The organism is Sphingomonas flavescens (assembly GCF_030866745.1).
Classification (GTDB): domain Bacteria; phylum Pseudomonadota; class Alphaproteobacteria; order Sphingomonadales; family Sphingomonadaceae; genus Sphingomicrobium; species Sphingomicrobium flavescens.
The window spans coordinates 1,103,342-1,115,535 of record NZ_CP133016.1 but is presented as its reverse complement, the minus strand read 5'-3'; the positions used below and the strand labels follow the sequence as shown (position 1 = coordinate 1,115,535).

Sequence of the window (12,194 nt, the reverse complement as noted above, 5' to 3'; positions counted from 1 at the left end):
CGGGCCTTTTCTTTTGTGTGTGGCAAGAGCTGAGGACGTTGGCGGCGCACGTCTCACCAACATTAGCGGTTGAGTAACCGACCGGACTTACCCGTGACGGATGCAAGAGGCCCTCGCCAAAGCCGTGGCTGTGGTACTGACTGCTTTGATCACCTTTGCGGCACTACGGGGCGCCGACTTGGAGGGAGTTGCGGTCGCGCTTGCCGCATTGGCAGCGGGAAGTCTCTACATGGCGTTTGGCAACGCGCTGATGTTGTTCTTGAGCAAGCGTCCGCTGGTGCCATTCTATCGTGGCACCGAGATGGACACGCGCGAGGAGTACATGAAACGCCCGCTAGGTTCATTTGGCAACGTGGCGAGTCCACTGACGCTCGGGGTCTTCCTCCTGTTCTGTCTCCATGCCTGATCACGGGGCAAACGGAGTCCAAAGCAGACTTTCACCCCGCAACTTATTGTACAGGGGTTGATCTCCACACCCGTCCTCTGTAGAGGCGCCTCACACGACGGGGATTCGTCACCGTCACTTACATTAGAGATGAGGTCCTCCGTTCCGGGAAACCGGGGTCAAACGGGTGCGGCCTCTTGTTTTTCGGGTTGGCAACAACCCGGCGGCTCTTTCGCATCGGTAGGGACATGGAAACGCAGAACATCCGGATTCGTCTGAAGGCTTTCGATCATCGAGTGCTCGATCAGGCAACCGGCGACATCGCCGACACGGCGCGCCGTACGGGTGCTCTCATTCGCGGTCCCATTCCCATGCCGACGCGCATCGAGAAGTTCACCGTCAACCGTTCGCCGCACGTCGACAAGAAGTCGCGCGAGCAGTTCGAGGTGAGGACGTACAAGCGGCTGCTCGACATCGTTCAGCCGACCCCGCAGACGGTCGACGCGCTGATGAAGCTCGATCTGGCCGCCGGCGTGGACGTCGAGATCAAGCTGGCCTAACAGCCGGCTCGCCCACACCGGGCGACAAAAACGGTGGATACCGCCGGAGGCTAGCTCCGGGCTGCGTCCCCGCCGCTCTCGCCTGAGAGAGCACTAGCCCAGGCGGGGCACGCAAACATTTTGATGGGCTGCACGCACTTGGGGATGGTCCCCTTGTGCCTCTGTTGAGGAGTTTGATCATGCGCACCGGCGTGATCGCGAAAAAGGTCGGAATGACCCGCCTGTTCCAGGCAGACGGACGGCACGTGCCGGTTACCGTTCTGCAGCTGGAAGAGTTGCAGGTCGTCGGCCGTCGTGAAATGGATCGTGACGGCTACACCGCCGTTCAGCTTGGCGCCGGCAAGGCGAAAGCAAAGAATGTCGCCAAGCCGCAGCGCAGTGCATTCGGCAAGGCCGAGGTCGAGCCCAAGGCGAAAGTCGCCGAGTTCCGTGTCGCTGAAGATGCGCTGCTGGATGTCGGCGCGACCATCAGCGCGGATCACTTCGTCGCCGGCCAGATGGTCGACGTCTCGGGCGTAACGCAGGGCAAGGGCTTTGCGGGCGCGATGAAGCGTTGGAATTTCGGTGGTCTGCGTGCGACCCACGGCGTGTCGGTCTCGCACCGCTCGCACGGCTCGACCGGCAACCGCCAGGATCCGGGTCGCGTGTTCAAGAACAAGAAGATGGCGGGCCACATGGGCGCCCGCAATCGCACCCAGCAGAACCTCGAGATCGTCCGCACGGACCCGATCCGCGGCTTGCTGTTCGTCAAGGGTTCGGTTCCGGGCCACAAGGGCAGCTGGCTGACGGTTAGCGACGCCATCAAGCTGCCGCGCAACGTGAACGTGCCGTATCCGGCGGGTCTCCTCGACACCAAGGCGAAGATCGACGAGTCGGAACTGCCGGCTGCGGGCCTGGTCGACGATGCGGCCGTCCACGAGATCCCGGCGCTGCCGAGCGACGAGGAAGTCGCGGCGATCGCCGCCGAGCAGGATGCCGGCGCGGCTGCTGAGACTGAAGCAACAGAAGCTTCGACGGACGAGGGTTCGCCCGCGGCCGACGAGAGCAAGGAAAGCTAAGATGAAGGTCAAGGTTCAAAGCCTCGACGCTAAGGCTGGCGGCGACATCGAGCTCAACGACGAGATCTTCGCCGTCGAGCCGCGTGCCGACATCCTGCACCGCGTCGTTACGTGGCAGCTGATCAACCGCCGCGCGCCGGCCCGTGCCGCTCGCGAGCGCAGCGATGTTGCCCGCACCGGCAAGAAGTTCGGCCGCCAGAAGGGCGGCGGTACGGCTCGTCACGGCGACCGCCGCGCCCCGATCTTCATCGGTGGTGGTAAGGCGCACGGTCCCCGGGCCCGCGTCTTCACGTCGAGCCTCAACAAGAAGATCCGCGCGCTGGGCCTGAAGATGGCGCTGTCGTCGAAGGCCAAGGACGGCAGCCTCGTCGTTCTCGACAATCTCGATGTCGCGGAAGGCAAGACCAAGACGCTCAAGGCGCAGCTGGGCAAGCTCGGCTTCGGCAAGACGGCGCTGGTGATCGACGGTGACGCGCTCAACGTCGGTTTCGCCCGCGCTTCGTCGAACCTCGAGAGCGTCAACCTGCTGCCGGCGATGGGCGCCAATGTTTACGACATCATGCGGCATGACACGCTGGTCCTGACCCGCGCGGCTGTCGAGAAGCTGGAGGCCCGGTTCAATGGCTAAGAAGCCTGCCACCAAGGCGGTCGAGAACCGCCATTACGACGTCGTCCTGGCGCCGCACATCACCGAGAAGTCGACCATGCTGTCGGAAAACAACTCGGTCGTGTTCAAGGTCGCCGGAAATGCGTCGAAGCCTGAGATCAAGGCTGCGGTCGAAGCGCTGTTCGGTGTTTCCGTCACCGGCGTGAACACCATCGTCGTCAAGGGCAAGACCAAGCGCTGGAAGGGCACGCCGTACCGCCGCTCGGACATGAAGAAGGCGATCGTGACGCTGGCCGAAGGTCAGTCGATCGACATTACCGAAGGGGTCCGGGGCTAATGGCTCTCAAGCAATATAAGCCGACCTCGCCGGCCCGCCGCGGGCTGATCCTGGTCGACAAGTCCGCGCTGTGGAAGGGCAAGCCCGTCAAGGCGCTGACCGAAGGCAAGCGCAAGACAGGCGGCCGCAACAACAAGGGTCACGTGACCTCGCGCGGCATCGCCGGCGGTCACAAGCAGAAGTATCGCATCGTCGACTTCAAGCGTCGCACGTGGGACGTGACGGCGACGGTCGAGCGGCTGGAATACGACCCGAACCGGTCTGCGTTCATCGCACTCGTCACCTACGAAGGCGGTGAGCAGGCCTATATCCTGGCGCCCCAGCGCCTCGCGCCGGGCGACAAGGTCGTCGCCGGCAAGAAGGTCGACGTGAAGCCGGGCAATGCGATGGAAATCGGCCAGATGCCCGTCGGCACCATTGTTCACAACGTCGAGCTTAAGCCCGGCAAGGGCGGCCAGATTGCGCGCGCCGCCGGGACTTATGTCCAGGTCGTCGGTCGTGACCGCGGCATGGTCATCGTCAGGCTGAATTCAGGGGAGCAGCGCTATGTGCGCTCGGACTGCATGGCGACGGTCGGCGCGGTGTCCAACCCGGACAACGCCAACCAGACCTTCGCCAAGGCCGGCCGCACCCGCTGGATGGGCAAGCGTCCGCTGACCCGCGGCGTCGCCAAGAACCCGGTCGACCACCCGCACGGCGGTGGTGAAGGCCGGACCTCGGGCGGCCGTCACCCGGTTACCCCGTGGGGCAAGCCGACCAAGGGTGCCCGCACCCGTCACAACAAGGCCACGGACAAGTTCATCATCCGTAGCCGTCACGCGAAGAAGAAGGGTTAATCCATGGCCCGTTCCATCTGGAAAGGTCCGTTCGTCGAGCTGTCGCTCCTGAAGAAGGCGGAAGCCGCTCAGGACAAGGGCGGCCGCGCGCCGATCAAGACCTGGTCGCGCCGTTCGACGATCCTGCCGCAGTTCGTCGGCCTGACCTTCAATGTCTACAACGGCCGCAAGTTCGTGCCGGTGTCGGTCAACGAAGACATGGTCGGCATGAAGCTCGGTGAGTTCGCGCCGACCCGCTACTTCCCGGGCCACGCCTCGGACAAGAAGGGCAAGCGCTAATGAGCAAGCCAGCAGCCCCACGCAAGGTCGGCGACAAGGAAGCGCTCGCGGTCGGTAACACGATCCGTGGCTCAGCGCGCAAGCTGAACCTCGTCGCGACGCTGATCCGCGGCCGCAAGGTCGAGGAAGCCTTGAACATCCTGAAGTTCAGCCCGAAGGGCATGAGCGAGGACGTGTACAAGGTGCTCGCCTCCGCCGTCGCCAATGCCGAGAACAATCACAACCTCGACGTCGACGCCCTGGTCGTCGCCGAAGCGAGCGTCGGCAAGTCGATCTCGATGAAGCGTTTCGCGACCCGTGCGCGCGGCCGTTCGTCGCGCATCGTCAAGCCGTTCAGCCGGATTCGGGTCGTCGTCCGCGAGCAGGAAGAAGCTTAAGATGGGTCAGAAAACTTCTCCGGTCGGGCTTCGCCTGCAGATCAACCGGACCTGGGACAGCCGCTGGTTCGCGGAAGGCCAGGACTATGGTCGTCTGCTGCTCGAAGACCTCAACATCCGGAAGTACATCATCAAGAAGCTGCCGCAGGCGGCGATCTCGAAGGTGGTGATCGAGCGTCCGGCCAAGACCTGCCGCATCAGCATCTATGCTGCGCGCCCCGGCGTGATCATCGGCAAGAAGGGCGCGGACATCGAGAAGCTCAAGGCTGAGCTGTCGAAGATGACCAGCTCGGAAGTGAGCCTGAACATCGTCGAGATCCGTAAGCCGGAGATCGACGCGCGTCTCGTCGCCCAGGGCGTCGCCGACCAGCTGGAGCGCCGTATCGCGTTCCGCCGCGCCATGAAGCGCGCGGTGCAGTCGGCTCTCCGTCTTGGCGCCGAAGGCATTCGTATCACCTGCTCGGGCCGTCTCGGCGGCGCGGAAATCGCGCGCACCGAATGGTATCGTGAAGGCCGCGTTCCGCTGCACACGCTGCGCGGCAACGTCGATTACGCCGAAGCCACCGCGCACACCGCTTATGGCGTGTGCGGCGTGAAGGTGTGGGTCTTCAAGGGCGAGATCCTCGGCCACGACCCGCTCGCTCAAGACCGGCTGATGATGGAGGCACAGACCTCCGGCGTCCGTCCGGCGCGCGAAGAGCGCGGCAACCGGTAAGCGCTAGGAAAAGAGACAGATCATGCTGCAACCCAAGCGCACCAAGTTTCGCAAGGCTTTCAAGGGCCGCATCCATGGTAATGCCAAGGGCGGGACCGAGCTCAATTTCGGCGCCTTCGGCCTGAAGGCGATGGAGCCGGAGCGGATCACCGCGCGCCAGATCGAGGCGGCCCGCCGCGCGATCACGCGTCACATCAAGCGCTCCGGGCGCTTGTGGATTCGCATCTTCCCGGACGTCCCCGTGTCGTCGAAGCCGGCCGAAGTCCGCATGGGCTCGGGCAAGGGCTCGCCGGAATTCTGGGTCGCCCGCGTTAAGCCGGGCCGCATCCTGTTCGAGCTCGATGGCGTCCCTGGCTATCTTGCCAAGACGGCGTTCGAGCGCGCGGCCGAGAAGCTGCCGATCAAGACCAAGGTCGTGGCTCGCCTGGGCGAGACGCTGGCCGGAGAGGAAAAGTAAGATGCCTGCGATCGACGATCTCAAGCAGAAGAGCGACGACCAGCTGCAGCAGCAGCTGAGCGACCTGAAGCGCGAGCAGTTCAACCTGCGCTTCCAGTCGGCGACCAACCAGCTCGAGAAGCCGAGCCGCGTGCGCGAAGTTCGCCGCACGATCGCTCGCATCAAGACGCTGCAGACCCAACGCGCCAGCGCGTCAGCCAAGGCGTAAGGAGACTATCGAGATGCCAAAGCGCGTCCTGACCGGCACCGTAGTGTCCGACAAGGGTGACAAGACGATTGTGGTCCGCGTCGAGCGGCGGGTGAAGCACCCGCTGTACGGCAAGATCATCAAGCTGTCGAAGAAGTACCACGCTCACGACGCGGCCAATGAGTTCCGCGCCGGCGAGATCGTCCGCATCCAGGAATGCGCGCCGATTTCGAAGCTGAAGACCTGGACGGTCGTCGACCGTATCGGTGTGGCCGAGGCTGCAGCGATCGAGATCGCCGATCCGGATACCGTTGCGCCGACCAACGAAGCGCCTGCGAAGGCTGCCGACGAGAAGGCCGACACGAAGACCGCTGCCAAGAAGACGGCCAAGAAGGCGAAAGCCGACGAAGCCGTCGACGCGGACGCCTGAGCAGATTTGAAAGAAGGTAGGGTCGAACAATGATCCAGATGCAGTCCAACCTGGACGTCGCGGACAACAGCGGGGCCAAGCGCGTCCAGTGCATCAAGGTGCTGGGCGGCTCGAAGCGCCGTGTGGCCGGCGTCGGCGACATCATCGTCGTCAGCGTCAAGGAAGCCGCGCCGCGTGGCCGCGTGAAGAAGGGCGACGTTCACCGCGCGGTGATCGTGCGCACCGCCAAGGACATCCGCCGTCCCGACGGTTCGGTGATCCGCTTCGACAGCAACGCTGCGGTGCTGGTCAACAAGAACGAGGAGCCGATCGGCACCCGTATCTTCGGCCCGGTCGTCCGTGAGCTGCGTGCGAAGAAGCACATGAAGATCATCAGCCTTGCGCCGGAGGTGCTGTAACCATGGCCGCTGCGAAAATCCGCAAGGGTGACACGGTCGTCGTCCTCTCCGGCAAGGACAAGGGCAAGACCGGCGAAGTCATCCGTTCGATCCCGAAGGAATCGAAGGTCGTCGTGTCGGGCGTCAACGTCCACGCGCGCCATCGCAAGCCGACGCAGCAGAGCCCGCAGGGCGGGATCGAGCGCAAGGAAGCGCCGCTGCACATCTCGAACGTCGCGATTGCGACCGCCGACGGCAAGCCGACCCGCGTCCGCTTCGAAGAGCGTGACGGCAAGAAGGTCCGCGTTGCCGCGAAGACCGGAGACCTGATCAATGGCTGACGACAAGTACGTTGCGCGCCTGCGCAAGGACTATGACGATCGCATCGTTCCGGAGATGACCAAGAAGTTCGGTTACAAGAACCGGATGGAAGTCCCGAAGCTCGACAAGATCGTCATCAACATGGGCGTTGGCGAAGCGACCCAGGACAAGAAGAAGGTCGAGACGGCCGCTGCCGAGCTGCAGCAGATTGCCGGCCAGAAGCCGGTGATCACCAAGGCCAAGAAGTCGATCGCGCAGTTCAAGCTGCGTGAAGGCATGCCGATCGGTTGCAAGGTCACGCTGCGGCGTGAGCGCATGTACGAGTTTCTCGATCGTCTGGTGACGATCGCGCTGCCGCGCGTGCGCGACTTCCGCGGCCTCAATGCGAAGTCGTTCGACGGCCGTGGCAATTACGCCATGGGCCTGAAAGAGCAGATCATCTTCCCCGAGATCAATTACGATCAGATCGACAAGGTCCGGGGCATGGACGTGATCATCACCACCACCGCGAAGACGGACGAAGAGGCGCGCGAGCTGCTGCGCCTGTTCAACTTCCCGTTCCCGCAAGAGGACCAGAAGCAGGCCGCCTGAGGGCGTGTCTGCTTCGATTAGGAGAAGAACTTAAGTCATGGCGAAACTGAGTTCGATCAACAAGAACGAGCGTCGCAAGAAGCTCGTCCAGCAGAATGCGGCGAAGTACGCGAAGCTGAAGGCGATCGCGGACGATGAGTCGAAGGACGAGACCGAGCGTTTGATCGCGCGTCTGAAGATGGCGGAACTGCCGCGCAACGGGAACCCGACCCGGGTTCGCAACCGCTGCGAGCTGACCGGCCGTTCGCGCGCTTATTACCGCAAGTTCCGCTTGTCGCGGATCATGCTTCGGGAACTGGCCAACAAGGGCCTGATCCCCGGCGTGATCAAGTCGAGCTGGTAAGGGTACGAAGATGGCAATGACCGATCCCCTGGGTGACCTGCTCACCCGCATCCGCAACGGCCAGCAGGCCAAGAAGGACAGCGTCCTGACGCCGGCCTCGAACCTGCGCATCCGTGTGCTCGATGTGCTCCAGCGCGAAGGCTACATCCGTGGCTATTCCGAAGAGACGCTCGCCGGCCAGAAGGGCCTGCGGATCGAGCTGAAGTATTTCGAGGGCCAGCCCGCGATCCAGCATCTGGCCCGCGTCTCGAAGCCCGGCCGCCGCGTCTATTCGGCCGCCCGCGAGCTTCCGCGCATCCGCAACGGCCTCGGCACGATCATCGTGTCGACCCCGCGCGGCGTGCTGTCGGACGCTGAAGCGCGCGACCAGAACGTCGGCGGCGAAGTCCTGGCGGAGGTATTCTAATGTCCCGCATTGGCAAAAAGCCGGTCCCGATGCCGTCAGGCGTCACGGCTACCGTCGAGGGCCAGACCCTGACCGTCAAAGGTCCGAAGGGCACGCTGTCGATGCAGCTGCTCGACGACCTCGTGAAGTATGAGATCGCCGACGGCGAGATCCGCGTTACGCCGCTCACCCAGGCCCAGCGCAACCGCGCTGCCTGGGGCATGACCCGCACCAACGTGCAGAATCTCGTCACCGGCGTGACCGAGGGCTTCACCAAGGTGCTGGAAATCACCGGCGTCGGCTACCGCGCACAGGCCCAGGGCAAGAACCTGCGCCTTCAGCTCGGTTACAGCCACGACGTGAACTTTCCGGTGCCGGAAGGCGTCGAGGTCAAGACTCCCGACCAGAACACCGTCGAGATCAGCGGCATCGACCGGCAGAAGGTCGGTCAGGTCGCGGCCGAGATCCGTCGCTGGCGCAAGCCGGAGCCGTACAAGGGCAAGGGCATCAAGTATCGCGGCGAGTTCATCTTCCGCAAAGAAGGCAAGAAGAAGTAAGCCATGGCGAACCTTTCTCTATTCGACCGCCGTCGTCGCCGGGTGCGCACTGCGCTCCGCGCGCGTTCCTCGGGCAAGGCGCGGCTTTCGGTGCACCGTTCCGGCCGCCACATCTACGCCCAGATCATCGACGACGCGGCGGGCAAGACGCTCGCTTCGGCTTCGACCCTGGACAAGGACGTTAAGGGCAAGACCGGCGCGACCAAGGACAGCGCCATTGCCGTCGGCAAGGCGATCGCCGAGCGCGCCAAGAAGGCCGGCGTGTCGACCGTCGTGTTCGACCGTGGCGGCTTCCTCTTCCATGGCCGCGTGAAGGCCCTCGCCGACGCTGCCCGCGAAGGCGGACTGGAGTTTTAAATGGCTGACGAAAACCAGACCAACGAAGTGAACACTGCCCCCGCCGAAACGGCGGCGGTTGCCGACGCTACCCCGGCGCAGGCCGAAGAGCAGCAGACGCAGGGCCGTGGCCCGCGTGGCGGCCGCGGCCGTGGCGGACCGGGTGGCGGCCGCGACAATCGTGGCGGTGGCCGCGGACGTCGTGACGACCGCCGTGGCGGCCGTGGTGGCGACGACGACGGTGGCGAAGAGCTGATCGAAAAGCTCGTCCACATCAACCGCGTCTCCAAGACCGTGAAGGGCGGCAAGCGCTTCGGTTTCGCCGCGCTCGTCGTCGTTGGCGACGGCAAGGGCCGCGCCGGCTTCGGTCACGGCAAGGCGCGAGAAGTGCCGGAAGCGATCAGCAAGGCGACGGCCGCAGCCAAGAAGGCGATGATCCGCGTTCCGCTGCGCGATGGCCGCACGCTGCACCATGACGGCCTCGGCCACTTCGGTGCCGGCCGCGTGACGATCCGTACGGCTCCGGCAGGAACCGGCATCATCGCGGGTGGCCCGATGCGCGCCATCTTCGAGAGCTTGGGTGTCCACGACGTCGTCACCAAGTCGGTCGGGACGTCCAATCCGTACAACATGATCCGTGCGACCTTCGAGGCGCTCAAGGATCAGTCGAGCCCGCGCGCTGTTTCGCAGCGCCGCGGCAAAAAGGTCGCTGACCTGCTCGGCCGCAGCGGCGTCAGCGCCGCCGAGGCCGAAGTCCAGGCCGAAGCGCTCGCGGAGTAACGCAAGATGGCGAAGATCAAGATCACCCAGACCGGATCGCCGATCCGCCGCGACAAGACGCAGCGGGCGACGCTCGTCGGTCTCGGCCTGAACAAGCTGCACCGGACCGTGGAAGTGGAGGGCACGCCTGAAGTGCTCGGTCAGATCCGCAAGGTGCATCACCTGCTGTCGGTTGAAGAGGCCGCCTAACCTGATGCCCGCGAGGGCATGCGCGACAAAAGCGAAAGCGAGTGCACGAACATGAAACTCAACGAACTCAAGGATAACAACGGCGCGCGTAAGTCGCGCGTTCGCGTCGGACGCGGCATCGGCTCGGGTCTCGGCAAGACTGCCGGACGCGGCCAGAAGGGCGCCAAGTCGCGCTCCGGTGTGTCGATCAACGGCTTCGAGGGCGGCCAGATGCCGCTCCACATGCGGATCCCGAAGCGCGGCTTCAACAACATCTTCGCCAAGGACTATGCCGAGGTGAACATCGGCGCCGTTCAGAAGATGATCGACGCCGGCAAGCTCGACGCCAAGAACACGCTCGACCACGACGCGCTGAAGGCCGCTGGTCTGGCGCGCGGTGGCAAAGACGGCGTCCGTTTGCTCGGCAAAGGCGAGCTGAAGGCGAAGCTCAACTGCAAGGTCGCCGGCATCTCCAAGGGTGCGCGCGAAGCGGTCGAAAAGGCCGGCGGTTCGGTCGAGCTGATCGAGCGCAAGAACCCGGCCGAACTGGCTGCCGCGAAAAAGGGCAAGGTCCGCGAACAGCGGCTGGCCGACCGGGCTGCTGCGCCAAAGGCCTGAGGGGTCTTAGACAAGCGGCCTTGAGCCACTATATCGGCGGCGGGGAGGCTATTCAGCCCTTTCGCCGCCGTTTGTTTTTCCGGGGAATTTGACGTCCATGGCATCCGCAGCCGAACAACTCGCTTCCAGCATTTCGTTCGCGAATTTCCAGAAATCGACCGAACTCAAGAAGCGGCTGTGGTTCACCATCGGTGCGCTCGTCCTGTTCCGTCTACTATCGTTCGTGCCGGTGCCCGGTATCGACCCGGTGGCGATGAATGCGCTGTACCAGACGCAGAGCGGCGGCATCCTCGACGTTTTCAACACCTTCTCGGGTGGCGCGCTGGAGCGCTTCAGCATCGTGGCGCTGGGTGTCATGCCCTATATCACGGCGTCGATCGTCGTGCAGCTTGGCGCGACGCTCTACGGCCCGTGGCAGGCGCTGCGGAAAGAAGGTGAGACCGGGCGCAAGAAGCTCAATCAGTACACCCGCTACCTGACCGTCGTGATCACCCTCGTTCAGGGGTATCTCGCCGTGCGCGGCCTGGAGACGCAGGGCGCCAACCAGGGCATTCAGGCTGTCGTCGCGCCGGGCCTGCTGTTTGAAATCGCGGGCACGATCAGCCTCGTCGGCGGTACCCTGTTCCTGATGTGGATCGGTGAGCAAATCACCAGCCGCGGCATCGGCAACGGCATCTCGCTAATCATCATGGCCGGCATCGTGGCGCGCCTCCCGCAGGCAATCGCCCAGCTGCTCGAGGGCGGCCGCACGGGCTCGATGAGCGCGGTCGTCGTCGTCGGCATCGTTGTGCTGACCGTCGCGCTCATCCTTTTCATCTGCTTCATGGAGCGCGCCCAGCGCCGCGTCCTGATCCAGTATCCGAAGCGCCAGACCGCGCGCGGCATGCAGCAGGAGCGTTCGCACCTGCCGATCAAGCTCAACACTGCCGGCGTGATCCCGCCGATCTTCGCCTCGTCGCTGCTGCTGATGCCGCTGACGATCATCCAATGGGCCGGTAACCGCGCCGGGACGGATGGGGCCGCTAGCGACTGGCTGATCACCATCAGCACGTTCCTGCAGCACGGCTCGCCGGCGTACATGGCGCTGTACGGCATTGGCATTGCCTTCTTCTGCTTCTTCTACACTGCGGTGCAGTTCAACAGCGAGGAAACCGCCGACAATCTGAAGCGCCATGGCGGCTTCATCCCGGGCGTCCGTCCGGGCAAGGCGACCGAGCATTATTTCGATTATCTGCTCAACCGCATCACGGTCATCGGCGCCGCTTACCTGGTGTTGATCTGCCTCATTCCGGAATTCCTGTCGGCCCAGGCTGGCCTGAACTTTCGGCTTGGCGGCACCAGCCTGCTGATCGTCGTCAACGTGACGATGGATACGGTCAGCCAGATTCAGAGCCACCTGATTGCGCATCAGTACGGCGACCTTATCAAGAAGGCCAAGCTTAAGACCACGCCGCGACGGCGCTAGTTTCCACGCGTTCACAGGGGAGCGC

22 protein-coding genes and 1 pseudogene are annotated in these 12,194 nt (G+C 64.0%); all 23 read left to right on the top strand.

Annotated features, from left to right (window positions below; all coding sequences use genetic code 11):
• Positions 1 to 100: 100 nt before the first annotated feature.
• The 23 genes and pseudogenes from QU596_RS05720 (at position 101) to secY (ending at position 12,169) form a co-directional block, all read left to right on the top strand.
• Complete coding sequence (locus QU596_RS05720; protein ID WP_308517692.1) at positions 101 to 406, top strand: hypothetical protein; 306 nt, start codon at positions 101 to 103, stop codon at positions 404 to 406.
• A gap of 227 nt (positions 407 to 633) precedes the next feature.
• Positions 634 to 945, top strand: a complete 312-nt coding sequence (gene rpsJ / locus QU596_RS05715; RefSeq protein WP_187480673.1) for a 30S ribosomal protein S10 — start codon at positions 634 to 636, stop codon at positions 943 to 945.
• Positions 946 to 1,124: 179 nt separating this feature from the next.
• Positions 1,125 to 2,003: a 50S ribosomal protein L3 gene (gene rplC / locus QU596_RS05710; protein ID WP_308517691.1), complete on the top strand. Its 879-nt coding sequence runs from the start codon at positions 1,125 to 1,127 to the stop codon at positions 2,001 to 2,003.
• Position 2,004: 1 nt separating this feature from the next.
• Complete coding sequence (gene rplD / locus QU596_RS05705) at positions 2,005 to 2,631, top strand: 50S ribosomal protein L4 (protein ID WP_308517690.1); 627 nt, start codon at positions 2,005 to 2,007, stop codon at positions 2,629 to 2,631.
• Entirely contained in the window at positions 2,624 to 2,947 is a 324-nt protein-coding gene (locus tag QU596_RS05700; protein WP_308517689.1) for a 50S ribosomal protein L23, read from the top strand. The genes rplD and QU596_RS05700 overlap by 8 nt, the downstream gene beginning before the upstream one ends.
• Entirely contained in the window at positions 2,947 to 3,783 is an 837-nt protein-coding gene (gene rplB / locus QU596_RS05695; protein ID WP_308517688.1) for a 50S ribosomal protein L2, read from the top strand. Before QU596_RS05700 ends, rplB begins: the two co-directional genes overlap by 1 nt.
• Positions 3,784 to 3,786: 3 nt before the next feature.
• Positions 3,787 to 4,062 (top strand): 30S ribosomal protein S19, encoded by a 276-nt coding sequence (gene rpsS / locus QU596_RS05690; RefSeq protein WP_308517687.1) that lies wholly within the window; start codon positions 3,787 to 3,789, stop codon positions 4,060 to 4,062.
• A complete protein-coding gene (rplV, locus tag QU596_RS05685; protein WP_308517686.1) occupies positions 4,062 to 4,439 on the top strand; it encodes a 50S ribosomal protein L22 in 378 nt (125 codons plus the stop codon). Before rpsS ends, rplV begins: the two co-directional genes overlap by 1 nt.
• A gap of 1 nt (position 4,440) precedes the next feature.
• Positions 4,441 to 5,154, top strand: a complete 714-nt coding sequence (rpsC, locus tag QU596_RS05680; RefSeq protein ID WP_308517685.1) for a 30S ribosomal protein S3 — start codon at positions 4,441 to 4,443, stop codon at positions 5,152 to 5,154.
• 22 nt (positions 5,155 to 5,176) lie between these two features.
• The gene (gene rplP / locus QU596_RS05675; protein WP_187537824.1) at positions 5,177 to 5,611 is read left to right on the top strand and encodes a 50S ribosomal protein L16; all 435 of its coding nucleotides are present in this window, start codon (positions 5,177 to 5,179) and stop codon (positions 5,609 to 5,611) included.
• A gap of 1 nt (position 5,612) precedes the next feature.
• Complete coding sequence (gene rpmC, locus QU596_RS05670; RefSeq protein ID WP_308517684.1) at positions 5,613 to 5,819, top strand: 50S ribosomal protein L29; 207 nt, start codon at positions 5,613 to 5,615, stop codon at positions 5,817 to 5,819.
• A 13-nt stretch (positions 5,820 to 5,832) separates the two neighbouring features.
• Positions 5,833 to 6,063: pseudogene (gene rpsQ, locus QU596_RS05665) on the top strand (30S ribosomal protein S17); the annotation flags it as partial.
• Between the two features lie 194 nt (positions 6,064 to 6,257).
• Complete coding sequence (gene rplN / locus QU596_RS05660; RefSeq protein ID WP_192585726.1) at positions 6,258 to 6,626, top strand: 50S ribosomal protein L14; 369 nt, start codon at positions 6,258 to 6,260, stop codon at positions 6,624 to 6,626.
• Between the two features lie 2 nt (positions 6,627 to 6,628).
• Complete coding sequence (gene rplX, locus QU596_RS05655) at positions 6,629 to 6,946, top strand: 50S ribosomal protein L24 (RefSeq protein WP_308517683.1); 318 nt, start codon at positions 6,629 to 6,631, stop codon at positions 6,944 to 6,946.
• On the top strand, positions 6,939 to 7,517 hold the full coding sequence (gene rplE / locus QU596_RS05650; protein WP_308517682.1) for a 50S ribosomal protein L5: 579 nt from the start codon (positions 6,939 to 6,941) through the stop codon (positions 7,515 to 7,517). The genes rplX and rplE overlap by 8 nt, the downstream gene beginning before the upstream one ends.
• A gap of 37 nt (positions 7,518 to 7,554) precedes the next feature.
• Entirely contained in the window at positions 7,555 to 7,860 is a 306-nt protein-coding gene (rpsN, locus tag QU596_RS05645; protein WP_308517681.1) for a 30S ribosomal protein S14, read from the top strand.
• A gap of 10 nt (positions 7,861 to 7,870) precedes the next feature.
• Positions 7,871 to 8,266 carry a 30S ribosomal protein S8 gene (rpsH, locus tag QU596_RS05640; RefSeq protein WP_308517680.1) on the top strand — a complete coding sequence of 132 codons (396 nt, stop codon included), beginning with the start codon at positions 7,871 to 7,873 and terminating at the stop codon, positions 8,264 to 8,266.
• Entirely contained in the window at positions 8,266 to 8,802 is a 537-nt protein-coding gene (rplF, locus tag QU596_RS05635) for a 50S ribosomal protein L6 (RefSeq protein WP_308517678.1), read from the top strand. The genes rpsH and rplF overlap by 1 nt, the downstream gene beginning before the upstream one ends.
• Before the next feature lie 3 nt (positions 8,803 to 8,805).
• A complete protein-coding gene (gene rplR, locus QU596_RS05630) occupies positions 8,806 to 9,159 on the top strand; it encodes a 50S ribosomal protein L18 (RefSeq protein WP_308517677.1) in 354 nt (117 codons plus the stop codon).
• Positions 9,160 to 9,918, top strand: a complete 759-nt coding sequence (gene rpsE, locus QU596_RS05625; RefSeq protein ID WP_308517676.1) for a 30S ribosomal protein S5 — start codon at positions 9,160 to 9,162, stop codon at positions 9,916 to 9,918. It begins immediately after the preceding gene.
• Positions 9,919 to 9,924: 6 nt separating this feature from the next.
• The gene (gene rpmD / locus QU596_RS05620; protein ID WP_308517675.1) at positions 9,925 to 10,107 is read left to right on the top strand and encodes a 50S ribosomal protein L30; all 183 of its coding nucleotides are present in this window, start codon (positions 9,925 to 9,927) and stop codon (positions 10,105 to 10,107) included.
• A 51-nt stretch (positions 10,108 to 10,158) separates the two neighbouring features.
• Positions 10,159 to 10,704, top strand: coding sequence for a 50S ribosomal protein L15 (gene rplO / locus QU596_RS05615; RefSeq protein WP_308517948.1), 546 nt, complete (start codon positions 10,159 to 10,161; stop codon positions 10,702 to 10,704).
• A 97-nt stretch (positions 10,705 to 10,801) separates the two neighbouring features.
• A complete protein-coding gene (gene secY / locus QU596_RS05610; RefSeq protein WP_308517674.1) occupies positions 10,802 to 12,169 on the top strand; it encodes a preprotein translocase subunit SecY in 1,368 nt (455 codons plus the stop codon).
• Positions 12,170 to 12,194: the final 25 nt, after the last annotated feature.